The organism is Pseudomonas sp. NPDC012596, assembly GCF_042902325.1.
Lineage (GTDB): Bacteria > Pseudomonadota > Gammaproteobacteria > Pseudomonadales > Pseudomonadaceae > Aquipseudomonas.
The window spans coordinates 142,635-166,775 of the sequence record NZ_JBIBEB010000007.1 but is presented as its reverse complement, the minus strand read 5'-3'; the positions used below and the strand labels follow the sequence as shown (position 1 = coordinate 166,775).

At 65.6% G+C, this 24,141-nt stretch carries 20 protein-coding genes; 6 read left to right on the top strand and 14 right to left on the bottom strand.

Annotated elements, in window-relative coordinates; translation table 11 throughout:
- Positions 1-61: 61 nt before the first annotated feature.
- Positions 62-964, top strand: a complete 903-nt coding sequence (locus tag ACFY68_RS11340) for a LysR family transcriptional regulator (RefSeq protein ID WP_387526925.1) — start codon at positions 62-64, stop codon at positions 962-964.
- Between the two features lie 448 nt (positions 965-1,412).
- On the opposite strand, the gene ACFY68_RS11335 is transcribed toward ACFY68_RS11340, so the two are convergent.
- On the bottom strand, positions 1,413-2,291 hold the full coding sequence (locus ACFY68_RS11335) for a DMT family transporter (RefSeq protein ID WP_346612258.1): 879 nt from the start codon (positions 2,289-2,291) through the stop codon (positions 1,413-1,415).
- Positions 2,292-2,521: 230 nt separating this feature from the next.
- Here ACFY68_RS11335 and ACFY68_RS11330 point away from each other — a divergent pair, with 230 nt between their 5' ends.
- Positions 2,522-3,346, top strand: a complete 825-nt coding sequence (locus ACFY68_RS11330; protein WP_387526922.1) for an aldo/keto reductase — start codon at positions 2,522-2,524, stop codon at positions 3,344-3,346.
- Between the two features lie 106 nt (positions 3,347-3,452).
- Here ACFY68_RS11330 and ACFY68_RS11325 read toward each other — a convergent pair whose 3' ends face one another.
- The 3 genes from ACFY68_RS11325 to ACFY68_RS11315 form a co-directional block, all read right to left on the bottom strand.
- Complete coding sequence (locus ACFY68_RS11325) at positions 3,453-5,552, bottom strand: putative bifunctional diguanylate cyclase/phosphodiesterase (RefSeq protein ID WP_387526919.1); 2,100 nt, start codon at positions 5,550-5,552, stop codon at positions 3,453-3,455.
- A 138-nt stretch (positions 5,553-5,690) separates the two neighbouring features.
- Entirely contained in the window at positions 5,691-6,185 is a 495-nt protein-coding gene (locus tag ACFY68_RS11320) for a GNAT family N-acetyltransferase (RefSeq protein WP_387526916.1), read from the bottom strand.
- Between the two features lie 106 nt (positions 6,186-6,291).
- A complete protein-coding gene (locus tag ACFY68_RS11315; protein WP_387526913.1) occupies positions 6,292-6,699 on the bottom strand; it encodes a RidA family protein in 408 nt (135 codons plus the stop codon).
- 189 nt (positions 6,700-6,888) lie between these two features.
- Here ACFY68_RS11315 and ACFY68_RS11310 point away from each other — a divergent pair, with 189 nt between their 5' ends.
- Positions 6,889-7,209 carry a hypothetical protein gene (locus ACFY68_RS11310; protein WP_387526910.1) on the top strand — a complete coding sequence of 107 codons (321 nt, stop codon included), beginning with the start codon at positions 6,889-6,891 and terminating at the stop codon, positions 7,207-7,209.
- Positions 7,210-7,250: 41 nt separating this feature from the next.
- Here ACFY68_RS11310 and ACFY68_RS11305 read toward each other — a convergent pair whose 3' ends face one another.
- The gene (locus ACFY68_RS11305; protein WP_387526907.1) at positions 7,251-7,463 is read right to left on the bottom strand and encodes a PLDc N-terminal domain-containing protein; all 213 of its coding nucleotides are present in this window, start codon (positions 7,461-7,463) and stop codon (positions 7,251-7,253) included.
- 206 nt (positions 7,464-7,669) lie between these two features.
- Between ACFY68_RS11305 and ACFY68_RS11300 the strand changes: the two genes are divergently transcribed.
- The gene (locus ACFY68_RS11300; protein ID WP_387526904.1) at positions 7,670-8,677 is read left to right on the top strand and encodes a GlxA family transcriptional regulator; all 1,008 of its coding nucleotides are present in this window, start codon (positions 7,670-7,672) and stop codon (positions 8,675-8,677) included.
- Positions 8,678-8,684: 7 nt separating this feature from the next.
- On the opposite strand, the gene ACFY68_RS11295 is transcribed toward ACFY68_RS11300, so the two are convergent.
- The 9 genes from ACFY68_RS11295 to ACFY68_RS11255 all read right to left on the bottom strand — a co-directional run bounded on the left by ACFY68_RS11295 (position 8,685) and on the right by ACFY68_RS11255 (position 20,632).
- A complete protein-coding gene (locus ACFY68_RS11295; RefSeq protein ID WP_346612251.1) occupies positions 8,685-9,356 on the bottom strand; it encodes a TetR/AcrR family transcriptional regulator in 672 nt (223 codons plus the stop codon).
- A gap of 135 nt (positions 9,357-9,491) precedes the next feature.
- Positions 9,492-11,138, bottom strand: a complete 1,647-nt coding sequence (locus ACFY68_RS11290) for a dipeptide ABC transporter ATP-binding protein (protein ID WP_387526900.1) — start codon at positions 11,136-11,138, stop codon at positions 9,492-9,494.
- Entirely contained in the window at positions 11,135-11,989 is an 855-nt protein-coding gene (locus tag ACFY68_RS11285) for an ABC transporter permease (protein ID WP_387526897.1), read from the bottom strand. Before ACFY68_RS11285 ends, ACFY68_RS11290 begins: the two co-directional genes overlap by 4 nt.
- Before the next feature lie 65 nt (positions 11,990-12,054).
- Complete coding sequence (locus ACFY68_RS11280) at positions 12,055-13,110, bottom strand: NADP(H)-dependent aldo-keto reductase (RefSeq protein WP_387526894.1); 1,056 nt, start codon at positions 13,108-13,110, stop codon at positions 12,055-12,057.
- Positions 13,111-13,252: 142 nt separating this feature from the next.
- Positions 13,253-14,608 carry an LLM class flavin-dependent oxidoreductase gene (locus ACFY68_RS11275; RefSeq protein WP_387526891.1) on the bottom strand — a complete coding sequence of 452 codons (1,356 nt, stop codon included), beginning with the start codon at positions 14,606-14,608 and terminating at the stop codon, positions 13,253-13,255.
- A 14-nt stretch (positions 14,609-14,622) separates the two neighbouring features.
- Complete coding sequence (locus ACFY68_RS11270; RefSeq protein WP_387526888.1) at positions 14,623-15,867, bottom strand: acyl-CoA dehydrogenase family protein; 1,245 nt, start codon at positions 15,865-15,867, stop codon at positions 14,623-14,625.
- Between the two features lie 21 nt (positions 15,868-15,888).
- Positions 15,889-16,821, bottom strand: a complete 933-nt coding sequence (locus tag ACFY68_RS11265) for an ABC transporter permease (RefSeq protein WP_387526885.1) — start codon at positions 16,819-16,821, stop codon at positions 15,889-15,891.
- Positions 16,818-18,530: an ABC transporter substrate-binding protein gene (locus ACFY68_RS11260; RefSeq protein WP_387526882.1), complete on the bottom strand. Its 1,713-nt coding sequence runs from the start codon at positions 18,528-18,530 to the stop codon at positions 16,818-16,820. The genes ACFY68_RS11265 and ACFY68_RS11260 overlap by 4 nt, the downstream gene beginning before the upstream one ends.
- Entirely contained in the window at positions 18,530-20,632 is a 2,103-nt protein-coding gene (locus ACFY68_RS11255; protein WP_387526879.1) for a TonB-dependent receptor family protein, read from the bottom strand. Before ACFY68_RS11255 ends, ACFY68_RS11260 begins: the two co-directional genes overlap by 1 nt.
- Before the next feature lie 432 nt (positions 20,633-21,064).
- Between ACFY68_RS11255 and ACFY68_RS11250 the strand changes: the two genes are divergently transcribed.
- Together ACFY68_RS11250 and ACFY68_RS11245 are read left to right on the top strand one after the other, a co-directional pair.
- Entirely contained in the window at positions 21,065-23,176 is a 2,112-nt protein-coding gene (locus ACFY68_RS11250) for a TonB-dependent receptor family protein (protein ID WP_387526876.1), read from the top strand.
- Between the two features lie 72 nt (positions 23,177-23,248).
- On the top strand, positions 23,249-23,872 hold the full coding sequence (locus ACFY68_RS11245) for a glutathione S-transferase family protein (RefSeq protein ID WP_387526873.1): 624 nt from the start codon (positions 23,249-23,251) through the stop codon (positions 23,870-23,872).
- Positions 23,873-24,141: the final 269 nt, after the last annotated feature.

Sequence of the window (24,141 nt, the reverse complement as noted above, 5' to 3'; positions counted from 1 at the left end):
CGAGCGCCGGCGCCGTGCTTCAATACAACGCCAAGCCATCACCCTCCGTGAGCCAAGCCCCATGAACCGCAATGACCTGCGCCGCGTCGACATGAACCTGCTGGTGCTTTTCGAAGCCCTGATGATCGAACGCAACCTCACCCGCGTCGGCGAAAAGCTGTTCATCACCCAGTCCACCGTCAGCGCCGCCCTCGCCCGCCTGCGCGAGCTGTTCGACGACCCGCTGCTGATCCGCAGCGGCCGCGCCATGGAGCCCACCCCTCGGGCGATGCAGATTTTCGCCGAGCTGGGCCCGGCGATGGACGTAATCTCGTCGGCCATCAGCCGCGCCCGCGAGTTCGACCCGGCCAACAGCTGCAATGTGTTCCGCCTGGGGTTGTCCGACGATGCCGAGTTCGGGCTGTTCCCCGCCCTGCTGCAAGCCCTGCGCGAAGAGGCCCCGGAGATCAGCGTGGTGGTACGCCGGGCGAACTTCTTGCTGATGCCGAGCCTGCTGGCCAGCGGCGAGATCTCGGTCGGCGTCAGCTACACCACCGACCTGCCCGCTACCGCCAAGCGCCGTAAGTTGCGCGACATCGGCGTGCGCGTGCTGCGCGCAGACGACCGCCCAGGCCCGCTGACCTTGGACGAATACTGCGCCAGGCCGCATGTGATGGTGTCGTTCTCGGGTGACATGAGCGGCAACATCGACCTCGACCTGGCGCGCATCGGCCGTTGCCGCAAGGTGGTGCTGGCGGTGCCGCAGTTCGGCAGCTTGCGCGCCTTGCTGCGCAACACCGAGATGATCGCCACCGTACCGGACTATGCCGCCTGCGCCCTGGCCGACGATGGCAGCCTGCGCGCCGACCCGGCGCCGTTCGAGATCACCGAAGCGGAGTTGTCGATGGTCTGGAGCGGCGCCCAGGACAACGACCCGGCCGAGCGTTGGTTGCGGGAGCGGATCATGCAGTTTATGGCGAGGTAGGGTTTTGAGAGGCGTTGGTTTTTGGGGCAATGAGGTGGCGGGGCCGCCAAGCGCATGCCTGGAGATTTATTGCGCCTATCAGATCGAGCGCCGCCCGCGCGGCGCTTCGCGGGGCAAGCCCGCTCCCACATTTGTTGCAACGCGCCGTTCCAGTCAGGCCATGGTTGTTCGCCTTGGCGCATGGCTGAAGACAGGCGGGGCGGCGGCAGCGCCACCCGAAAAACCTCGTCGAGCCACCAAGGCTAACAACTATGGCCTATCAGGCCATGGCACGTTGCAACAAATGTGGGAGCGGGCTTGTCCCGCGAAGCGCCGCGCGGGCGGCGCTCGGTCTCAAGGGCGCTAAAGATCCCAAGGCAAGCGCCCCGCGATGCGCCGCGCGGGCGGCGCTCGATCTCATAGGCGCACCAAATCTCCAGGCTTGCGCCCCTATCGCACCCCAAAATCCTCACTTCCTCCGCTGCATCCAAGCCGCCCCCAACCCACTCAAACAGATGATAGCGATCCCCACCAGGCTCGCGCTGTCCGGCACCTGCCCGTAGATCAACAGCCCCAGCAATCCCGCAAACACAATCTGGCAGTAACTGAACGGCGCCAGCAGCGCAGGCGCGGCGTGGCGGAAGGCCTGGGTCAGCAGCAGGTGCGCACTCATGCCAAAACCGCCCAGCGCCAGCATCAGCAGCGCATGGTCCCAGCGCGGCACTTCCCAGAAAAACGGCACCAGCGCACTCATCACCAGGGTGTTGCACAGCCCGGCGTAGAAGTTGCTGGTGGTCGGGCTGTCGTAGGCGGCGAGGATGCGCGTCAGTAACTGATAGAAGCAGAACCCCAGCGCCGAGCCGAACGGGTACAGAATCGCCGGCGTGAACATCGCGCCGCCCGGGTGCACCACCACCAGCACGCCAATGAAGCCCAGCACCACCGCCACCCATTGCCCGGCCGTGACCCGCTCCTTGAGCAGCGGCGCCGACAACGCGGTGACCAGTACCGGGGCCAGGAAGTTGACCGAAGTCGCCTCGGCCAGCGGCAGGTACTGCAAGCCGGTGGTGAACAGCAGGCTGGTGCTGAGCAGGCTCAGCGCACGCAAGGTCTGCAGCACCGGGCGCCGGGTGCGCAGCACGTTGAGGCCCGACTTGGGCAGGAAGATCCCGGCCATCAGCAAGGTATGCACCACGTAACGCGCCCATACCACCATGATGATCGGGTACAGCCCGCCGAGGAATTTGGACAAGGCATCGTGGCTGGCGAACAGGAATGTCGCCACCACCACCAGGACGATGCCGCGCAAGGGGTGGTTGACTCCGGACAGCGGTGTGCTGGAACTCATGGCGTTCTCGATGGCGGCGCGGCGGCATGCTGCGCCAGGTGAAGGCAGGTGTGACCAGCACAGATTCTAGAAGAGATACGACGACTTGAGGAAGGCCAATTGCCGCGTCCATTCGGGGCATTGCATTTTCCGTTCGCTGATCGACCACTTTCTGCGCCCCGCGCATGGCCCCTGCCAGGCGAAACGCGCACCATCGGCCATGGACCCTCGAACCCGAACAAGGAGTTTTCATGCATAGGCTCACCACCCGCAACGGCCTCGACCTGCCCAGCATCGGCCTGGGCACCTGGCCGATGACCGGCGCCGAGTGCACACGTGCAGTCCACCAGGCGCTGGAGTTGGGTTACCGGCACATCGACACCGCCACCGCCTATAACAACGAAGCCGCCGTCGGCCAGGCCCTGCGCGACAGCAGCGTGCCACGCGATCAGATCCACCTGACCACCAAGGTGTGGTGGGACCGCCTGGCCCCTGATGCCATGCGCCAGTCACTGGAAGACAGCCTGCGAGCGCTGGGCATCGAGCAGGTCGACCTGTTCCACATCCATTGGCCCGGCAAGGACTGGGACCTGGCCCGCAGCATCGAGACCCTGGTGGCACTGCGTGACGAGGGTAAGGTGCGCAACATCGGCGTGGCCAACTTCCCGCTCGGCCTGCTGCGCCAGGTGATCGAGCAGCTGGGTGCGCCGTTGTCGGCGATCCAGGTTGAATACCACGTGCTGCTTGGCCAGCAACCGCTGCTCGATTACGCCCGCCAGCACGACCTGCTGCTCACCGCCTACACGCCGCTGGCCCGCGGGCAAGCGGCGCAGCAGCCGGTGATTCAGGAAATTGCCCGCAAGCACGGCGTGCTGCCGAGCCAGGTGGCCCTGAAGTGGCTGCTGGACCAGGATGGCGTCGCAGTGATCCCCAAGGCCAGCAGCCGCGAGAACCAGCTGAGCAACCTGGCGGCGCTGGACGTGCGCCTGGATGATCAGGACCGCGCGCTGATTGCCGGGTTGCCGAAAGATCAGCGGGTGGTAAACCCAGACTTCGCCCCGGACTGGAACAGCTGATATTCGCCTGCGCCCCATCGCCGCCAAGCCGGCTGCCACAACGGCCGCACGCTGCCGTACCTGTGCGAGCCGGCTTGCTGGCGATGGGCTGCACTGCAGCCCCGCTTCAACCCACCGCAGCAGCCACCTGCTTCAACCGCTCGCCCGCCGGCACCGGCCGGCCATACAGATACCCCTGGAAGTGTGAGCACCCCTCGGCCCGCAGGCGCAGCATCTGCTCCTCCGACTCCACCCCTTCGGCGGTGGTCTTGATCATCAGGCTGTTGGACAGCTCGGTGATTGCACGGATGATCGACATCGCTTCACGGCTATCGCACATGTCATGCACGAACGATTTGTCGATCTTGATCCGGTCGAACGGGAACGAGCGCAGGTAGCCCAGCGAGGAATAGCCGGTGCCGAAATCGTCCAGCGAAATCGACACCCCCAGGTCTTTCAGCGCTCGCAAAGTGCGCACGTTCTCTTCACTGTTCCCCAGCAACACCGATTCGGTGATTTCCAGCTCCAGCCGCCGGGCCGGCAGGCCGGAGTCGGCCAAGGCCAGCGACACGGTGTGCACCAGGTTGGCGTTCTTGAACTGCACCGGCGACAAGTTGACCGACACCGTCTGCTCACTGTCCCAGGTGGCCGCTTCCTGGCACGCCAGGTTCAGCGCGCGGATGCCCAGTTCGTGAATCAGCCCGGTCTCTTCGGCAATGGGGATGAAGTCCATCGGCATGACCATGCCGCGGGTCGGGTGCTGCCAACGCAGCAGCGCCTCGTAACCGGTCACGCTGCTGCTCAGCTGGTCCACCACCGGTTGGTAATGCAGGTGCAGCTGGCCCAGATGCAGCGCGGTGCGCAGGTCGGTTTCCACCAGGCGGCGCTGACGGGCGGCGACATCCAGCTCGACATGGAAGCACTCGTACCGGTTACGCCCGTTGCGTTTGGCCTCATACAGCGCCATGTCGGCATAACCGAGCAGCTGTTCGGCCTGTTCGTTGTCATCCGGGGCCAGCGCAATACCGATGCTCACGCCCACGGTGAACTGGTGGCCCTCGATCTGGAACGGCGGGCTGATCGCATCGATCAGGCGCTGTGCGGTATTGCAGGCTGCCTCACGGCTGTCCAGCCGGGTCAGGACCACGGCGAACTCGTCACCGCCCAGGCGGGCCAGGGTGTCGTGCTCACGCAGCTCACGGCGCAGCCGCTTGCCCAAGGCGCGCAGCAGCTTGTCGCCGAAGGCATGGCCGAGGGAGTCGTTGATGTTCTTGAAGTTGTCCAGGTCCAGGCACAACGCAGCGGTCAGTTTTTCGTCCTCGTGGCCACGCACCAGCGCTTGCTTGAGGCGCTCGTTGAACAGCGTGCGGTTGGGCAGGCCGGTCAGTGCGTCGTGGTGCGCCATGTGGTGGATCTGGGCATGGGCCGCGAGCTCCTCGGTGGCGTCTTCGGCCACGAACAGCACGTAGTCGGCCTGGCCCTTGCGGTGCTGGCTGAGCAACGCGCGGCTGCGCAGGGTGCGCGGGCCGCAGGCGGTGTCCACCCGGGTTTCGGCGGCGTAGCCTTTGGCGTTGCGGGCACCCCGGCTGAGCTGCTGCTCCAGGTAGTCGGCGGCAGCCGGTGCCAGGCAGGCACCGGGCAGCTGGCCGATCATGCTGCTGCCGCCTCCGCCGAACAGGCGCTCGGCCTGCTGGTTGGCCAACAGAATGCGCTGGGTTTCCAAGTCCTGGACGATGACGCTGGCCGGGATATTGGCGATCACCGAGTCCAGGAACTGCGACAGTTTGGCCATTTCCTGGCTGTACTGCTCCGCCAGCTCCTTGGCCTGCAGCAGCTCGAGCTCCTGCTGGCGGCGCTCGGAGATGTCGCGGGTGACCTTGGCGAAGCCGACCAGGTTGCCACTGTCGTCGCGCACAGCATCGATCACCACATGGGCGTGGAAGGCAGAGCCGTCCTTGCGCAGGCGCAAGCCGACCTCCTCGAAGCGGCCGGTGTTGCGTGCCTGCTCAAGGTTCTGCTGGGGCAGCCCGGCGGCGCGCTCGGTTTCGCTGTAGAACAGCGAATAATGCTTGCCGACGATTTCATCGGCGAGGTAACCCTTGGCCCGCTGGGCGCCGGGGTTCCAGTTGGCGACGATACCGTCGGGGGTGAGCAGGTAGATGGCATAGTCCACCACGCTCTGGATCAACAGCCGGTACATGATGTCGGGGCTTGCGACTAGCGACATGAAATTTCCCTGAACCTGCGACGCGCACGAAAAGGAACCCCAGGCCAGAGCGGCTGGGTCTTGATTTGACGTGCTGGCATTATGCCGCGCGAAGGAATTTTGTGAAGTGGCTCACAAAATTTTGCTTCAAGGGGCCACTCAATGCAGTGAGGAGGTGACCTTGTAGTTGAGCAGGTCCGGGTCATCGTCCAGCACCAGCTGCTGCACCCGCCGCGGCAGGTTGGCCACGACGGCCTTGCAGAAGGCCACGGCTATCGGGTCCAGCGCATAGCAACGCAGCAGCCAGTCGCCCGGGCCCGTGAGCATCTGCTGCGCCACAGCCCGGCCGATACCCTGGCGGCGGTAACGCTTGAGGATGAACAGGTCGGCCAGCTCACTGGCGTCGATGCCTGGCAGCTCGCTGCGCTCGACCAGCACGAAGCCTGCGATGAAACCGTCCACCAGCACCAGGTTGGCGCTCCAGCCTTCGCACGCCCAGTAGCGCTGCAGGTGTTCTTCATGGACATAGAAGCGCCCGTCCACTTCGACGTCTTCCTGTTCCCAGTCGGAAGACTCGTAGGCATAGAACTGATACAGGTTGCGGATCAGTTCGGCCTGGTCGGCGGTGGTCGGGAGCAGTTCGATGGGCAGCATGGTTGGGCTCGGGCAAATGGGTCATTCTAAGGGTTCTGTATTGAAGGTACCGGGCTCTTCGCAGGCAAGCCCGCGAGAGCGCGGTACTACCACCCACAATTATGGCTCACACCACCGCTGCAACCGCCTCAATCTCGACCAACATGCCATCCAGTGCCAAGCGCGGCACCGGGATCAGCGTACAGGTGGGCTTCATATGCTCACCCCAGGCACGATCAGCCTCGGCCACCCACTCGCGCAGGCGTTCCTCGCTGTGGTCGACGATCAACAACGTCAGCTTGCACACCTGGTCAAGCCTGGCCCCACTCGCGGCAAGCGCAGCCTGGACGTTGGCCAACGCCTGACGCGCCTGCTCGGCGAAGCGCGGCGACAATCGGCCCGCGGCATCTTCACCCCCTTGCCCGGCAACGAACAGCAGCCGGCTACCGGCGCGCACCTCGGCAACATGGGAATAGGCATTGGCACTGGGGTCGTAAAGGCCTTGCGGGTTGAACAGCTTGAAGGCAGGGGGCATTGGGCGCTCCATCGTGTGATTGAGCACCCGAGTCTGCAACCTCGAGTCAAGTCGAGGTCAAGGGCTGTCGTAGGCTTTTTCCCGGCAAACGCGGCTACGCATCAACACCGCGTTTGTTTGCCCCATGCGCATTGCCCGCTAGATTGCAGGTCCAGGCACGGAGGCCATAGCCGCTGAAAAGGAAATACCATGAGCAAAGCACACACGTTCCAGCTCGCCTACACCATCAAACCAATCAAGAGGATCCACGAACCGCAGGCCGACACAGCGCGCGCGCACATGCGCAAGCACATGGGCTGGGAGTTCGTCGACGGCCTCCAGACCACGTTGTTGGGCGAAATTGAGCTTGCCTCAGGAACCCAGGAAGAAAAACGCCGCGAGGCGGGTAAAATGGTGCGCAAGCAGATCAAGGATGCCTTCAAGGCACTTGATGTCGACCATCTCGTCACCTTCACCGGGAGCTTGATGGTGAGCAACCTCAAAGACGCCATCGAGCTGGAAATCCCCTGACTTGCGACGGCATCAGGCGCCTCGCCCCTGATGCCCCCTTGTCATTTCTCCTCCAATACCGACCTGCCCTTCACAGCGCGCGGCCCGCGCCACATCCAGAACAGCAAACCAGGGATCGGTGCATAGACGACGAAGACAATCCACAGCATCTTGCGCTCGGCGCGCCGCTCGCTGCCGATGATGTGCCAGATGGCGAAAATCTCCAGCAGGATGACCAAGGCCGCGACAATGATCCACATCGTTCCGATTTCCATAAGCACTCTCCCGTTGGCATGTACTGGGTTGGGTAGCTGGCAGCGGTAAGGGTTCAATTCGGATTGAAGCACTGCGCCCGCGTATCCGCCACTGCAAGGCCAACTTGCCTCGATACGACCTTCACTACGACACGCGCACCCTGGCGATTGTCTTTCCCCCGGCCACCCGCCACACTCTCCCGGCCAGCCAGGAAGCGGAGTCCAGAGTGCCCACCCCACGTCAGTTCAGCAAGAAGACCAGCACCAGCAACATGCTGCGCCTCAAGAGCGCCGCCGGCAGCCCGCAGGCGCCCTACCGGGTCGACTTCGTGCTGCTCGAGCACTTCTCGATGGCCAGCTTCACCGTGGCCCTGGACGTGCTGGTCACCGCCAACCTGCTACGCGCCGACAGTTTCCAGTTCACCCCGCTGTCGCTGGACGGCGACCGCGTGCTGAGCGACCTGGGCCTGGAGCTGGTGGCCACCGAGCTTGCCGCCGGCGACCTCAAGGGCCTGGACTTGTTGATCGTCTGCGGCGGCCTGCGCACACCGCTCAAGTACCCTGAACTCGACCGCATGCTGGGTGACTGCGCCGCCCACGGCATGGCCCTGGGTGGGCTATGGAATGGCGCGTGGTTCCTCGGCCGCGCCGGGGCACTGGATGACTACGGCTGCAGCATCCACCCCGAGCAGCGCGCCAGCCTGTCCGAGCGCAGCCCGCAAACCCGCATCACCCCGGCCAGCTTCACCCTCGACCGCGACCGCCTCAGTGCCGCCAGCCCCAACGGCGCCATGGAGCTGATGCTCGGGCTGGTCCGCCGCCTGTACGGTGACGGCCTGGCCGAAGGTGTCGAAGAGATCTTGTCGTTCTCCGGCGCGCGTTATCGCCAGGTCGGGCCCGGGGCAAAGAAGTCGATGAGCCTGCACCTTCGCACCATCGTCGAGCTGATGGAAAACAACCTCGAAGAAACCCTCAGCCTCGACCAGCTGGCCGCCTACAGCGGCCGTTCACGCCGGCAGATCGACCGCCTGTTCCAGGCTCAGTTGGGCACCTCGCCGCGGCGCTACTACATGGAGCTGCGCATCACCAAGAGCCGCCGCCTGCTGCAATACTCCGACCTGTCGGTGATGGAAGTGGCGGTGGCCTGCGGCTTCGTGTCGGTGTCGCACTTCAGCAAATGCTACGCGGCCTACTTCGGCTACCCGCCGTCGCGCGAGCAACGGCTGGGCGAGTGACCGGCCGTCAGGCCTGAATGTAGCGCAGCACCGCTTCGCAGATCATCGCCTTGTGGCGCAGCTTGACCTGCTCGTCGAGCAGATCGATCTGGAAGATATCGCCAAAGGTATGGCGGTTCGATACCCGATAGAAGCAGAACGCGCTCATCAGCATGTGCAAGTCGATGACCTCGATGCCAGGGCGGAACACGCCCTCCGCCACACCGCGCTCCAGCGTGCGGCCCAAGGCTTGCAGCACCAGGCTGCTCATCTCGCGGATGGCCGGGGTTTTCTTGACGTACTCGCCGTAGTGGATGTTCTCGGTGCAGACCATACGCACGAAGTCGACATTGCGGTCGTGGTGGTCGAAGGTGAACTCGGTCAGGCGCTGGATCGCCTGCACGGCCGGCAGCGACTCAAGGTCCAGGCGGTGCTCGGTCTTGCGGATGTCACCGTACAGCTTGACCAGGCACTCGACGTACAGCTGCTCCTTGCTGCCGAAGTAGTAGTAGATCATGCGCTTGGAGGTGGCCGTGCGCTCGGCAATGGCGTCCACCCGCGCGCCGGCCAGGCCTTGCTGGACGAACTCGTTGATGGCCACCTGGAGGATGTCCTCGCGGGTTTTCTCGGGGTTGTTCTTGCGCGATTTGCGTGTCCCTTCGGTCTCGGGCTGGTCGAGGGGGGCTACGGGGTGGCTCATGAGTGCTCACGGGGTATTTATTGGATTTGGGTGGGATTATCCGTGAGTGGGGGGTTGGGGGGAAGCACGCTGTTGGTCGAAGGGTCAGGATTACTGGCTCGCCGCTGCACTTGCAAACAACGGCGGCCAGGCAGATCACACTGCAATCCGGCTGACCCAGCTGGGCCGCGCGGCCGGCAGGCCGGGCACGGCATCGAGCAGGGCGCGGGTGTATGCATGACGCGGCTGCCCCAGCACCTGCGCCGCAGCGCCCTGCTCCACCACCTTGCCGCCCTGCATCACCAGCACCTGATCGCTGACCTGCTCGACCACACCCAAATCATGCGAGATGAACACGCACGCCAAATTCAGCTCGGCCTTGAGCTCGGCCAGCAATGCCAGGATCCGCGCCTGCACCGACACATCCAGCGCCGACACCGGCTCATCCAGCACCAGCACCCTCGGTTTCATCGCCAGTGCCCGAGCGATGGCGATGCGCTGGCGTTGCCCGCCAGACAGCTCCAGCGGGCGGCGGTCAAGCACACTCGCCGGCAGTTGCACCCGCTCCAGCAGCGCCGCCGCCTCGGTACGCCGCAGCCCACGCGGCACACCGGCCTGGGCCAGCGCCTCGGACAACACCCGCAGCACGGTGTAACGCGGGTCGAACGAGGCCAGTGGGTCCTGGAACACCACCTGGATGCCTTGGCGGGCCTGGCGCTGTTGCTCGGCAGAAAGCGCCAGCCAGTCCTGCCCGGCAAACTGCACACTGCCCTGCTCCGGGCGCTCCAGGCCGAGCAAGATGCGGCCCAGGGTGCTCTTGCCGGAACCGGATTCACCCACCACACCCAAGGTATGCCCCGCACGCAATTGCAGTGACACGTCGTCCAGCACCTGGCGGGGCCGGCCATCCGGGCCGACGAAGGATTTGCTCAAGCCAATGGCTTGCAGCAGCGCTGGTTGCGGATTCACGTCTTCCTCCACCAGCGCCAGTACAGGCGTCGCAGGGCGCTGGAAATGCACCGCCCGCGCCGCGCTCAACAGGCGCTGGGTATAAGGGTTCTGGGGGTCCTGCAGAATCTGTTCGACGCTGCCCTGCTCGACCACTTCGCCATGGCGCATCACCGCGACCCAGTCGGCCAGGCGTGCAACCACCGCCAGGTCATGGCTGACCATCAGCAAGCTGTTGTCACGGGCACGCAGCTGCTCCAGCAGGTCGAGGATCTGCGCCTGCACCGTGGCGTCGAGCGCGGTGGTCGGCTCGTCGGCAATCAGCAGCCGTGGCTGGCAGGCGATGGCCGAGGCAATCAGCGCACGCTGGCGCAAGCCGCCCGACAGTTGCCACGGGTACTGCCGTGCCCGCACCTGCGGCTCTGGCACACCGACTTGCCGCAACAGCTCCAGCACGTGCAGGCGGCGCTGCTCGGCGCCTAGCCGGGTGTGCAGGTACAGCGGCTCCTCGATCTCGGCGCCCACGCGGCGAAGGGGGTCGAGCGAGCCCAGCGCGTCCTGCATGACAAAACCGATGCGCCCGCCACGCAAGCGCTGCCACGCGGCCTCGTCAAGCCCGCGCAGGTCTTGCCCGGCAAAGGCCAACCGTTGCGCCTGCACGTCAGCCCCCAGGCCGGTCAGGCCAACCAAGGTGCGCGCGGTCACGCTCTTGCCCGAGCCGGATTCGCCCACCAGCGCCAGGCACTGCCCGGCGTGCAGCTGCAGGTTGACGCCGCGCACCACCGGTACGCCCTTGAAGCCCACCCGCAGGTCGCGAATATCCACCAGCGGTGGCTGTGTGTCGAAGTTGCTCATACGCTTCTACCCTCACTGCGCCGCAGCCAGTCACGGCCGATGACGCTGATGGAAATGACAGTCAAGGTGATCGCCAGCGCCGGCCAGGCCATCAGCCAGGGCGCGTTGGCCATGAAGTTGCGGGCCACCGCCATCATCGCGCCCCACTCCGCTGCCGGTGGTGGTGCGCCAAAACCGAGAAAGCTCAGGGCGGCGGCGGCGGTGATCGCGCCACCGAGGCCGATACAGGCGAGGATCAGCACGGGCTGCACGGCGTTGGGCAGCACGTGCGTCAGAACCACCGCCACAGGCCTGCGGCCCAGGGTCACTGCCGCCTCGACGAAACCGGCATGGCGGATGGTCAGGGTTTGCGCACGCACCAGCCGGGCATAGCGCGGCACCGAAGCGACCCCTACGGCAAGGATCAGGTTGGTGGTGCCCTGGCCGAACAAGGTAATGATTACCAGCGCCAGCAGCAGGTCGGGGAACGCCAGCAACACGTCCACCGCGCGCATCAGCAGGTTGTCCAGCCAGTGCGGGCTGAGCCCCGCCAGCAGGCCGAGCAATGTGCCCAGGCCCAGGCCGACCAGGGTGGCGGCCAGGCCGATGAACAGTGATGGCCGGGCGCCGTGGACAAGGCGGCTGAGCAGGTCACGGCCGTTTTCGTCGGTGCCCAGCCAGAAGGCGCTGCTGGGCGGTTGGTAAGCCAGCCGCGCGTCGGCGGCCAGCGGGTCGGCTGGGGAGAGCCAACTGGGCAGCGCCACAGCCAGCAGTAACAGGCCGAGCATGGCCCAGGCCAGCCACAGGCCAGGGCGGGATGGCCAGATGGAGCGGCTGATCGATGTTGGAGGGGTGAGTGCAATTGCGGTCATGTCAGTCCTTTTTTTTGTGGTGCCTGTGCCGGCCGCTTCGCGGGGCTAAGCCCTTGCCATTCACCTCACGGCGAAGGGTTGGGGATGCGCCGGTGCACGGCCTGGATCTCGGCCAGCACGTCGTCACTGAGCTGCACGTCCAGCGCACTGAGGTTTTCCTGCAACTGCGCCAAGGTGGTTTGCCCGGTTATAGCGCTGGCCACGAACGGCTGGCGGATGACGAAGGCCAGGGCCAGCTGCGCCGGCGTCAGGCCGTGCGCGCGGGCTATCTGCACATAGCTGGCAATGGCGCTGTTGGCCTCCTCGCTGCCGTAGCGGTTGAAGGTGCGGTACACCGACGACAGCCGTGAGCCTTCTGGCCGTGCGCCGTTCAGGTATTTGCCGGTGAGCGCGCCGAAAGCCAGCGGCGAGTAGGCCAGCAGGCTGATGCCTTCGCGGTGGCTGAACTCCGACAGCCCATTCTCGTACTGGCGGTTGAGCAGGCTGTAGGGGTTCTGGATGCTGGCAATACGCGCAAGGTGCTGGTCCTCGCTGTGGCGCAGGAAACGCGCCACGCCCCATGGCGTTTCGTTGGACACGCCAATGTGGCGCACCTTGCCGGCTTTGACCTGCTCGTCGAGCACGGCGAGGGTTTCTTCGATGGCGGCGGTTTGCGGATGGTCGTCGGCATAGGGGTATTCGCGGATGCCGAAGAAGTTGCTGCTGCGGTCGGGCCAATGCAGTTGGTAGAGGTCCAGGTAATCGGTCTGCAAGCGGCGCAGGCTGCCCTCCAGCGCGGCAACGATGTTCTTGCGGTCGTGGTGCGACAGGCCATCGCGGATGTGCGCCTGGGCCCCTGGGTCGCGGGCGGGGCCGGCGATCTTGCTGGCCAGCAATACCTTGTCGCGCTGGCCACGGGCGGCCAGCCAGGTGCCGATGTAACGCTCGGTGGTGGTCCAGGTTTCAGCCCGGGTGGGCGTGGGGTACATCTCGGCGGTGTCGATGAAATTGATACCGGCGGCGATGGCGGCGTCTAGTTGCTGGTGGGCGTCCTGTTCGGTGTTCTGGTGGCCCCAGGTCATGGTGCCGAGGCTGAGCAGGCTGACTTGCAGGTCGGCGTGGCCTAGTGGGCGATAGAGCATGGTGTGAATCCTTGGGTGATGGGGTGAAGGGTGGATCTTGGGGCTGCTTTGCAGCCCATCGCCGGCAAGCCAGCTCCTACAGGGCCGGTGGTGGTCTCTGTGGGAGCGGGCTTGCCCCGCGAATGGGGGGCGCAGCGCCCCCTTAAACAGCCGGCGCTGTCTCGCGCCTGGCCTCGGCAAACTGGTTCACCGCCTTCGGCAACCCCAGGTGCTCGCGCAGCGTCGTGCCGCTGTACTCGGTGCGGAACAGCCCGCGTTTTTGCAGCAACGGCACCACCTCCTCGACAAACACGCGGGCGCCCGAGGGGAACATGTCGGGCATGATGTTGAAGCCATCGCCCGCGCCCGCCAGGAACCACTCGGCAAGGGTGTCGGCGACCTGCTCCGGGGTGCCCACCGCCAACCGGTGCCCCACCAGAATCCGCCGCGACAGCTGGCGAATGGTCAGGTTCTCGCTGCGCGCGAGGTTCAGTTGGGCCTCCAGGAACCCGTGCGAACCGCGCTCGAAATCCGCCACCGCGCCAATCTTCGCCCAGGGCAGCGGCGCGTCCGGGTCCAGCTGGCTGGCATCGATGCCGATGCGCCCGGCCACTTGCTGCAGCAGGCCATGCTCGCCATGCCAGGCGTTGAGCTCGTCGAACCGCGCATGCGCTTCGGCTTCGGTACTGCCGATCACCGTCGACAGCCCTGGCATGATTTTCAGGTGCTGCGGGTTACGCCCCCAGGCCTTGGCCCGGGCTTTCATTTCTTGATAAAACGCCAGCCCGTCGGCCAGGGTGGTCTGGGTGGTGAAGATCGCATCGGCGTAGCGCGAACCCAGCGCCTTGCCGCCTTCGGAAGAGCCTGCCTGCACCAGCACTGGCCGGCCCTGCGGCGAGCGCGGCAGGTTCAGCGGGCCCTTGACCTGAAAGTGCTTGCCCTGAAAGTCCAGGGTGTGGACCTTGCGCGGGTCGGCAAAGCGCCCGCCGGCGCGGTCACCGATTACTGCGTCGTCCTCCCAGCTGTCCCACAGTTTGAGCGTCACATCGACAAACTCTTCGGCACGGCCATAGCGGTCCACATGCAACGGCGCACCCGCCAGGCCGAAGTTCTGCGCCGCCGCGTCACCGGCATTGGTAACCACGTTCCAGGCCGCGCGGCCACCGCTGATGTGGTCCAGCGAGGCGATGCGCCGGGCCAGGTTGAACGGCTCGTTGTAGGTGCTTGAGCAGGTGGCGATCACACCGATGCGATCGGTGGCGGCGGCCACTGCGGTCAGCAGCACGGTCGGCTCCAGGCGCCCGCCGGGCTGGCTGGAAACATCCGGCGGCAGTGCCGGGCCATCGGCGAGGAAGATCGCATCCAGGCAGCCACGCTCGGACAAACGGGCGATGTCGCGGTAGTAGTTGACGTCGATGTAGGCGTCGATCGCCGCCTCGCCCTGGCGCCAGGCGCCGGCGTGCGAACCGAAGCCTAGGATGTTCATGCCCAGGCTCATCTGTGCGGGTTTGTTGCTCATGGTGGTTCTCCTGTTCAGACCGCGCTGGCTTCGTCGCCGCTGCCCTGCCCTTCGCTGGCGGCGGCCTGGCGGGCACGCCAGGCCTGGGCCGGGCTGATGCCGTTGAGGTAGTAGTTGCCCAAGGCCTGCTCGCGGTAGATGGCCGGGTTGTGCGAGGCCAGGGTGCGGGCGTTGCGCCAGTGGCGGTCGAGGCGCCGGGCATTGCTGGTGGCCGAAGCGCCGCCAACTTCAAACAGCAAGGTGCTGGCCTGCAGCACCTGCGGCAGCACGATTTGCTGAGCCTGGAAGGTGTGGATCTCGGCATCGGTGTACAGCTGCTCCGGCACCTCGCCCGCCTGCCCGGCTTCGAACACGGCCTGCAGGCTCTGGCCCACCGCCGTCACCTGCGCTTCGGCGGCGAAGGCCAGGCTTGCCAGGCGCCCGATCACCGCTTGCACCAGTGGGTCATCGGCCGGCTGCGACTGGCCCGGCACGCCGAAGGCACGGGTGCGGCCCTGAACGAAGGCCACGGCATCGGCCAACACGGCGCGGCCGATGCCGGCCAGGGTGGCCAGGTGCACAGCCTGGTAGAACGCCGTGAGGTAGGATTCGGCGCGCAGTTCGCCCTTGGCGAAGCGCCGCAGCAGGTGCTGCGGTTGCACCGCCACCTGGGTAAAGCGCGTGGTGCCGCTGCCGGTCAGGCGCTGGCCGAACCCGTCCCAGTCATCGGCCCGCTCCACCCCCGCAGCACGGGTGGGCACCGCCAGGCTGACGAAATCATCGCCATGGTTGGCAACCGCTGCCACCCAGTCGGCGTACAGGGTGCCGGTGCAGTAGTACTTCTCGCCGTCCAGGCGGTAGCCGTCGTCAGCGTCGCTGAGCTGCACGGTATTGCCGGTGCTGTCGGTGCGTTCGGCCATGGCCGCGCCCCACAGCTCACCGGCTGCCACGCGGGCGAACCAGTAGTCCTGCGAGGCGGCATCGTTGGACGCCAGGCGCCCTTCGACGAAGCCGAAGTGGGCACGGAAGATCTGCGGCAGGTTGGAATCGGCCTGGCCCAGGCGCACCAGCTGGCGCAGCAACTGCGGCAGGCTGGCACCGAGGCCACCGTGGCTGCGCGGCACACGCAAGGCCCCCAGGCCCGCCGCGCGTAACCAGGCGACGGGCTCGAAGGCCAGGGTGCGCTGCTGCTCACGTTCCACAGCGCCCTCGGCGATGCGGGCATACACAGGCGCGAAGCGTGCATCCAGTTCGGCGTCGGTAAGGGGTGTTTGACTCATGAAGGTTCCTTTCTGTTGAATTCAGCGGCGCGCGGTGCGCGGGTCGATGGCCTGGGTCAGCAGGTCCACCAGCAGGTTCACCAGCACGTAGATGGCTGCCGCCAGCAGGGTCACGCCCAGTACCAGGGGCACGTCCTTGTTGCCGGTGGCTTCGAGCATCAGCCGGCCGATGCCCTGGCGGCCGAACAGCAGTTCCAGCACCACCGCGCCGCCCAGCAGGCTGGCGAGCACGTAGCCGGCCAGGGTTACCAGCGGCACCAGCGCGTGGCGCAGGGCATGGCGCAGGCGTACGGCGGTGTCGGACATGCCGCGCGCCCGGGCCTGGGTGATGAAGGGTTGCTCCAGCACCTGCTCCAGCGACTGGCGCAGCACCTGGGCCAGCACCGCGGCAATCGGCAACGCCAGGGCCAGGGTCGGCAGCACCAGCGAGCGCCAACCGCTCGAACCAGAGGGCGGCAGCACGTGGAAGTAGAAGGCGAAGGCCAGCAGCAGCAAGGTGCCGATGACGAAGTTGGGGGTCGACGACAGCACCAGCTCCACACCCGACACCAGCGCGCGCAGGCGCCGGCCGCGGTTGGCGGTGAGCAGTGCCGACACCAGCGCCAACAGCACCGCCAGCAGCGCCGCGGTGCTGGCCAGGGCCAAGGTTGCACCGACCTGCTCGCCGATGGCCTGGCTGACCGGGATGCGCAAGCGGTACGACTCGCCCAGGTCGCCCTGCGCCAGCCGCGCCAGGTAGCGGCCGTATTGCACCCACAGCGGTTCATCGAGGCCGTAATCGGCACGCACCTGGGCGAGCATCGCTGGCGTGGGCATGGCGTCCGGCCCACCGAGGATGGCCAGTGCGGTATCGCCGGCACTCTGCTGCACGGCGATGAAGGTCAGCGTGGCGGCAGCCCACAGCACGATCACGCCGTCACGCAAGCGGCGCAGCAGGGTTGGCAGCAGTTTCATGGTTGCTCCTTGGCCAGCCACACGCCGGTGAACAGGGGAACGTTGTGCGAACCGTCGAACAGCACACCGCCGACGGCCTTGCGGTAGGCCAGCAGCATCTGCGCCTCCACCGAGGGCACCGACGGCATGGTCTGGGCAAGGCGTTGCTGGGCCTCGCGGTACAGCTGCTGGCGGCGCGCCGGGTCGGTGCTGCCGCGGGCCTCGCCCAGCAGCTGGTCAACCTGCGCATCGCGGAAATGCCCAACGTTCTGCCCAAGCATGCGGGCGCTCGGGATCGACTGGCTGTGGTAGAGGATGTACAGCCCATCGGCGGTGTTGGTGTGCCAGTAGCCACCGCCGAGCGCATCGAAGTCGCCGGCATAGCGCAGCTCGGAAACCCGGGTGATGGGCAGCAACTGGATGTCCAGGTCGAAACCGACCTTGCGCAGGTCGGCCTGGGTGGCGACGGCGACGTTGGCGGGGAATGCCGGGTTGTCGTAGGTCAGCAGGGTCGCGGCCAGGCGTTGGCCGTTGCGGGTACGAAAGCCTTGGTCATCTCGGCCGGTCCAGCCGGCAGCATCGAGCAGGCGGTTGGCCGCTGCCGGGTCAAACGCCAGTGCCGCCTGGGCCGTCGGGTCGTAGCCGGGTGTGTTGACGGCCAGGAAGCCGTCGTTGGCCAGGTATTCGCCAAAACCGGAAATCCACGCCAAGCCCTGGCGGTCGATAGCCTTGGCCACGGCCTGACGCACGCGCACGTCATCGAACGGCGCGCGCTCGACATTGAAGGTGATGCTGCGAAACGGGATACCTTTGCGGATGCGGCTGCGCAACACCAGGCCCGGGTTGGCGCGGATTGCCTCGGCATTTTGCGCCGGTGCATCCAGGGCCATGTCGCTGTCGCCGGCCTCCAGCGAGGTGTAGCGGATCATGGCTTCGGGCACGTAGCTCAGCTCTATGCGGTCAAGGTAGGCCTCGCCCTGGTGGTGCGTGGCGGGCGGCGCCCAGTTGTAGCCACGGCGGCGCTCGAAGGTGGCACCCTGCACACGCACCCAACGGGTGAGCACGAACGGGCCGCTGCCGATGGGTTTGCTGGCGATGGTCGCGGGCGCCTCGAGGATTTGCCGCGGCGAGATCATCCCCAGCCAGCCTTGCGACAGCACATCGAGGAACGGCGCATAGGGCTCGCGCAAGGTGGCCTCGAAGGTGAACTCATCGACCACGCGGCCCTTCAGGTACGGCGCGATATAGGCGGCAGCCAGCGGCGACTTGGTCTTCGGGTCGCGCATGTGTTCGAGGTTGACCCGTACCGCTTCGGCATTGAAGCGCTCGCCGTCGCTGAAGGTGACGTCGTCGCGTAGGTGAAAGGTGTAAGTCAGGCCATCGGCGCTGATGTCCCAGCTTTTTGCCAGCCACGGCGTCAGGGTGCCGTCTTCGGTCTGGTAGACCAGGCAGTCGAACAATACCCGGCCCATCCAGGCAATGTTGCCGTGGGACAGCGCATGTATGTCGAAGCTGCCAGCGTCGCCTGCGGCAGACACGCGCAAGGTGCCGCCGCGCCGGCCCGGCTGCTGTTCGACAAAATCACCCGGCGCGTAGCGCAGTACACCGCCCTCGTCGCGCACCGTTTCACCCTTGAGGGTGCTGGCGGTGTCCGGTGGCGTGGGCGGCGAGCAAGCGGCCAGCAACAGCGCGCCGGCCAGTGGGATGAGGTGCTGCAGCGGCGCGCGCATCAGAATCGGAACGCCACGCCAGTGGTCACCGAAAAGGCGTCCCCCGGGTAGAAGTTGGCCGAGTCACCGCCATTGGCGTTGTAGGCGGTGTTGGCCGCGCTGGCGTAGCGCTCGTCGGTGAGGTTGCGCAGGTCGGCGAACACCTCCCACCGCTTGCTCGGCGCCTGGTAACCGACCTTGGCGCCCCACAACACGTATGACGGTGCCTGCCAGGTGTTGGCGTAGTCGATGTAATAGCTGCTGGCGGTGCGCAGGTTGAGCGAGGCGTAGAAGCCGCTGGCCTGGCGGTAGGCCAGCTCGGCCTGGTACACCTGACGCGGCAGGCTGGGCAGTTCGTTGCCGCCGAAGGTGTCGTCGTGGCGGTAGTGGAAGTCGTTGAGCGTGTAGGCCTGGCGCAGGTCCAGGGTATCGCCGTTGGCGCCAGCCCAGAGCAAGGCGTTGAGCCCGGCTTCGATGCCCTGGTGAATGGTCGGGCTGGCGTTGGAGGTGGCGGTGAGCTGGTCCTGAGTGGCGGAGGCCTGGCGCACCACCACGGTCAGCAGCTCCTTTTGCACCCACGAGCGGTACAGCGTCAGGCTGCCGTCGAAGATACCGTGGCTGCCACGCACACCCACCTCGAACGTGGTCGCCTTCTGCGGCCGCACGTCGTACAGGAACGGGTTGCTGGTGGAGCCCAGCTGCCAGGTTACGGGCGGGTCGATGCTGCGGCTGACGTTGCTGAACACGGTGAAGTCGGGGTTGATCTGGTAGCGCAGGCCCAGGCGCGGGGCCAGGTCGTTCTCTACGTACTCGACACGGGTGGGGAAGTTGCTGGGGTTGGCCGTTGCGAGGGTGGTGCCTTCGATTTCGGCCTTGCGGCGGATATTGATGAACGACAGCCCGGACGACAGCCACAGGTCGTCCGCCAGTTGCAGTTCGTTGGCAAAGGTCAGCACGGTGTCGCGTGAGCCGGTGTAGTTGGTTTCCTGAATTTTCGCGCCCGTGGCGCGGCTATGGGCCTTCACGTCGGCGAGGTATGCGCGGGTGTTGCTGAAGATGATGCTGCTGGTGCTGGGCAGGCCGAGAAAGCGGTCACCGGTGCGCAGGTAGCGCAGGCTCAGGCTGATGTCCTTGGACCGCCAGTCCTGCGGCGCCACGGCGTAGCGCCAGCCGTTGAGCAGCGGGTAGTTGTTGTACGCAGCGCCCACTTCGAGCTGGTTACCGTCATCGAAGGTGTAGGTGGTGTTGTTGCCGACGAAGGTGGTGCCGTCCTTGCGCCGGCCGGTGGGTGCGACGTTGCTGCGCGGGTCGTGCTTGAGCTGCTGGCGTGTCAGGGTGTTGCCATTGATCAACTGCTCTTCACGGTATTTGACGAACAACCGCGTCTGAAGCTTGGGGCTGAACACGTGGCCGAAGTTGGCGGCGAGGCCACGGCCCTCGTTGCTGGCATGGTCCTGGTAGCCGTCGCGTTCGTTGTGCAGCACGTTGATGTAGTAGTCGCTGTCGCCGACCACGCCCCCGGTGCTCAACTGCTGCTTGCGGTAGCCGTAGCTGCCCACCTCGAAGCGGGCGTAGTTGCCCGGGTCGGTGCGCCCGGTCTTGCTGACCATGTTGATCGCCCCGCCCAGCGACAACGCAGCGTATTCGTAGGCGTTGGCGCCGTAGAGCACTTCGGTGTAGTCCACCGCCTGCATGTCGAGGAAGTCTTCCTGCGTACCGCCGGGGCCGGTGATCGGCAGGCCGTCGAAGAGGAACTTGGTACCCAATACATAGCCTTGGTAGAAGGTGTTCAGGCCCGAGCCGCGGATGGAGATCTTGTTCGCTGCAGTACCGCTGGTGCCTTGGGCGAACACGCCCGGTTGCATCGCCAGTACGTCCTCGGCGTTGGCCGCACGGCCTTGTTCGACCTGGCGGTTGTCGACCACCGCCGTGTTGCCGGCAACCTTCTGCAGGCGCTTCTGGTTCTGCTGCGCGCCGGTGGCCGCTGCGCCGGTGACCGTCACGGTTTGCAGGGTAGACTCCGCCGCCTCGGCTACCACGGCTGGGCAGAGCAGCGTCAGCAACACCGGCAGGCTGGCGGCCGTGGCCAGCGAGTGACTGTAGGGTCGAACTTTCGCACGCACTGCACATACTCCCTTTATATATAAGGCTGATATTCGCGACGGTTGCGAAGATCGCCAAACTGCTTTGCAAAGGGTATTGCAGTAGTCGTGCCAGCCTTTTGCCGCCTATTTGCTGGGCTTTTTCAGGGTGGCAAGTTGTGATGCCACACAAACTGTTCATTGCCTGTTGCAGAGCGAACATCAGCAGTGATGCAGCCCCTCTGGGGCGAGGCTTTGATTTGGTAATTTGCATATAACAACAACTGTTCAACCGCCAACATCCGCGCAACAAAACTTGTTGTTTTGTTCACTGGGTTATTTGCAACAACCGACCAACCCCACAACTTCCGGCACTTTGCCATCTGGCACAAAAACTGCTCCTGCACTTTGCGACAGGCCTGACTATTCCCATAGAACGCCGAGGACCTACGATGACTTTCAAGGAATACGACGATGCGTGCGATTCAACCCCATCCACTGCGCCTGGCCATCCGCCAGGCCGCCCTGGCCACCGTGGCCACGGCCCTGCTGGCCCCGGTCACGGTACTGGCGGCTGACCAGGCCCTGGGCACGGTGACCGTGCAGGGCAACAAGCAGACCGAAGTGCAACAGGCCGCCAGCGCACTGGCCGAAGTGCCCGGCGGCACCAGCGTGGTCGACAGCGAAGAAGTCGCCAAGGGCCGCACCGCCACCCTGCAGGACACCCTTGCCTACCAGCCCGGTGTGTTCGTACAGTCCACCGGCGGCAACGATGCGGCGAAAATCTCGATCCGCGGCTCGGGTGCCAACACCTCGCCGGGTTACTTTCGCGAGGGCATCAAGTTCCTCTTCGACGGCCTGCCGCTGACCGGCCCGGGCGGTACGCCCTACGAGTTCCTCAACACCAGCGGTGTCAACTACACCGAGATACTGCGTGGCGCCAACGCCTTCCAGTACGGCGCGCTGACCCTGGGCGGCGCGGTGAACTTCGTCAACCACAGCGGCTACAGCGCCCCCGGCCTGCGCGTGCGCGCCGAGGCCGGCAGCTACCACTACCAGAAGCAAAGCATCAGCTACGGCGGTGTCGAAGGCGACCTGGACTACTACCTGCAAGCCGACAATTACCGCAACGAAGGCTACCGCGACTACAGCTTGTCGAAGAGCTCGGGCATCGTTGCCAACGCCGGTTACCGCTTCAGCCCGAAACTGGAAACCCGCCTGCTGCTGCGCTACCGCGACGAAAGCCACAACGACCCCAGCGCCACCACGCTCGATGGCGCCCTGCACCACAGCCGCCGTGCCAGCGCCACCGCCGAAAGCAGCGGTGCCGGTGCGCGCCGCCCGGGCAGTATCTGGCTGGGCAGCAAGACCACCTACACCTTCGACGATGACGCCCGCCTGACCGTTGGCCTGTCGTACCACGACTACCGCCACACCAACAGCCCGCGCAGCCCGAGCAACCCCAGCTACTGGGACTGGCACGACCTCGGCCTGCTGCTGGGCTACGACCGCGTCGATACCCTGTTCGGCCATGAAAGCCGCAGCAACATCGCCTTCACCTCCACCCAGCACCTGCGTGGCGGGGTGAACTCGGCCAACGACGACAAGGTGTCGCTGAAGAAAGTCGACTACAAGGACTCGTTCGACCGGGTGATCGCGCTGGGCAACGACCTCAACCTGGTCGACAACCTGTGGCTTACCAGCGGCGTGTCGTTCGTCAACGTGCGGCGCAAGGTCGACATCGACCACGCGGTCAACCCCAACACCACGGCCTTCCCGCAGCACGTGGACTACGACAACTGGAGCGTGGCCCCACGTATCGGCCTGCGCTACGAGTTCAGCCCCAACCTGCAGCTGTTCACCAACTTCAGCCGCAGCATCGACCCACCTGCCTCGTGGGAATACTCCGGCTCCGGCCCTGCCCTGCCGTACATCCGCCCGCTGGTCGAACAGAAGGCCAACACCTTCGAGGTCGGCATCAAGGGCTCGCATGGCATCTTCGACGGTAGCCTGGCGCTGTACCGCTCGTGGATCCACGACGAGCTGCTGAACGTGCAGATCATCCCCGCCACCTCCACCGCCGCAGCGGTCACTGGCGCGTTCAATGCCTCGCCGACCATCCACCAGGGCGTCGAGGCCGGCCTTAGTACGCGCCTGTGGGAAAACGGCCAGGGCGACCTGGTGCGCTGGCGCCAGGTGTACACCTACAACGACTTCTACTACCGCCACGACGAAAATTTCGGCGACAACCAGCTACCGGGCGTGCCCAAGCATATCTACCAAGGCGAGCTGCAATACCAGGACCACAGTGGCTGGTACACCGGGGTGAATGTGCAGTCGGCGTCGCGCACCGCAGCGGACTACGCCAACAGCCTGTACGCGCCGTCCTACACCATCTGGGGGGCGAACCTGGGCTATGAAGCGCCCAAGGGTAACTGGAAGGTCTCGCTGGACCTGAAGAACCTCGCCAACAAGGCCTATGTGACGGCCATCACGCCGGTGTACAACGCAGGCGGGCAGGACACGGCGGCCTTCTGGCCGGGCGACGGGGTCGGGGCGTACGTGGGGGTGGAGGTGCGTTACTGACCGCTGTTTTTGCGCTTGACCGAGGAAGGGCCGTGGTTGACGATCGGCGCTTCCCGGTAAAGGACTGACAGCATGTTACGGATATTGGGCAGGGCGTCTTCCATCAACGTGCGCAAGGTCCTGTGGGCCTGCAGCGAATTCGATATCCCTTTTGAACGCGAAGACTGGGGCACGGGCTTCCAAGCGACCGACGCCCCGCAGTTCCTGGCGTTGAACCCCAACGCCATGGTCCCGGTGATTCAGGACGGCGACTTCACGCTGTGGGAATCCAACACCATCATCCGCTACCTGGCCACGCGTTATGGCGATGCGGCGGTGTACCCGACCGAGGCGAAAGCCAGGGCCCGTGTGGATCAGTGGATCGACTGGCAGGCCTCGGACCTGAACCGGTCCTGGAGCTACGCGTTCATGTCGCTGGTACGGCATTCGCCTGCGCATCAGGACGCCCAGGCGCTCGCCGCAGGGTGCGCAGACTGGTCGCGGTACATGGGCATCCTCGACCAGCAATTGACCGCGACCGGCGCCTACGTCGCCGGGGACCGCTTCACCCTGGCGGACATCCCCATCGGGCTGTCGGTCAACCGCTGGTTCGAAACGCCCTTCGAGCACCCGCCGTTGCCGGCGGTCAGTGAATATTTCAAGCGCCTGACGGACCGGCCAGGGTTTGTGCTGCACGGACGCAATGGTACGCCTTAGGGTTTGTCTGTAGGAGCTGGCTTGCCTGCGATCGGCTGCGTAGCAGTCGTAAAACCGGTATCTGCGTTGTGCCAGACGTTATGCGGATGCAGCATTTACGACTGCTTCGCAGCCGATCGCAGGCAAGCCAGCTCCTACAGGGATTGCGATCGCTTTCAGACTTTGGTCAAAAGCCCAGGATCGCCGACAGCAGCCAGGTCGCGGGTTTGTGCTGCACGGACGCAGCGGTACGGCCGTGGGCTTTGCCCTGTAGGAGCTGGCTTGCCTGC

Coding starts and splice junctions, on each gene's coding strand:
- ACFY68_RS11290 (WP_387526900.1), bottom strand. CDS start 11,138: ATGAGCAACTTCGACACACAGCCACCGCTGGTGGATATTCGCGACCTG.
- ACFY68_RS11245 (WP_387526873.1), top strand. CDS start 23,249: ATGTTACGGATATTGGGCAGGGCGTCTTCCATCAACGTGCGCAAGGTC.
- ACFY68_RS11325 (WP_387526919.1), bottom strand. CDS start 5,552: ATGTCGCTAGTCGCAAGCCCCGACATCATGTACCGGCTGTTGATCCAG.
- ACFY68_RS11340 (WP_387526925.1), top strand. CDS start 62: ATGAACCGCAATGACCTGCGCCGCGTCGACATGAACCTGCTGGTGCTT.
- ACFY68_RS11305 (WP_387526907.1), bottom strand. CDS start 7,463: ATGGAAATCGGAACGATGTGGATCATTGTCGCGGCCTTGGTCATCCTG.
- ACFY68_RS11285 (WP_387526897.1), bottom strand. CDS start 11,989: ATGACCGCAATTGCACTCACCCCTCCAACATCGATCAGCCGCTCCATC.
- ACFY68_RS11330 (WP_387526922.1), top strand. CDS start 2,522: ATGCATAGGCTCACCACCCGCAACGGCCTCGACCTGCCCAGCATCGGC.
- ACFY68_RS11280 (WP_387526894.1), bottom strand. CDS start 13,110: ATGCTCTATCGCCCACTAGGCCACGCCGACCTGCAAGTCAGCCTGCTC.
- ACFY68_RS11320 (WP_387526916.1), bottom strand. CDS start 6,185: ATGCTGCCCATCGAACTGCTCCCGACCACCGCCGACCAGGCCGAACTG.
- ACFY68_RS11270 (WP_387526888.1), bottom strand. CDS start 15,867: ATGAGTCAAACACCCCTTACCGACGCCGAACTGGATGCACGCTTCGCG.
- ACFY68_RS11275 (WP_387526891.1), bottom strand. CDS start 14,608: ATGAGCAACAAACCCGCACAGATGAGCCTGGGCATGAACATCCTAGGC.
- ACFY68_RS11335 (WP_346612258.1), bottom strand. CDS start 2,291: ATGAGTTCCAGCACACCGCTGTCCGGAGTCAACCACCCCTTGCGCGGC.
- ACFY68_RS11250 (WP_387526876.1), top strand. CDS start 21,065: ATGCGTGCGATTCAACCCCATCCACTGCGCCTGGCCATCCGCCAGGCC.
- ACFY68_RS11310 (WP_387526910.1), top strand. CDS start 6,889: ATGAGCAAAGCACACACGTTCCAGCTCGCCTACACCATCAAACCAATC.
- ACFY68_RS11260 (WP_387526882.1), bottom strand. CDS start 18,530: ATGCGCGCGCCGCTGCAGCACCTCATCCCACTGGCCGGCGCGCTGTTG.
- ACFY68_RS11315 (WP_387526913.1), bottom strand. CDS start 6,699: ATGCCCCCTGCCTTCAAGCTGTTCAACCCGCAAGGCCTTTACGACCCC.
- ACFY68_RS11265 (WP_387526885.1), bottom strand. CDS start 16,821: ATGAAACTGCTGCCAACCCTGCTGCGCCGCTTGCGTGACGGCGTGATC.
- ACFY68_RS11295 (WP_346612251.1), bottom strand. CDS start 9,356: ATGAGCCACCCCGTAGCCCCCCTCGACCAGCCCGAGACCGAAGGGACA.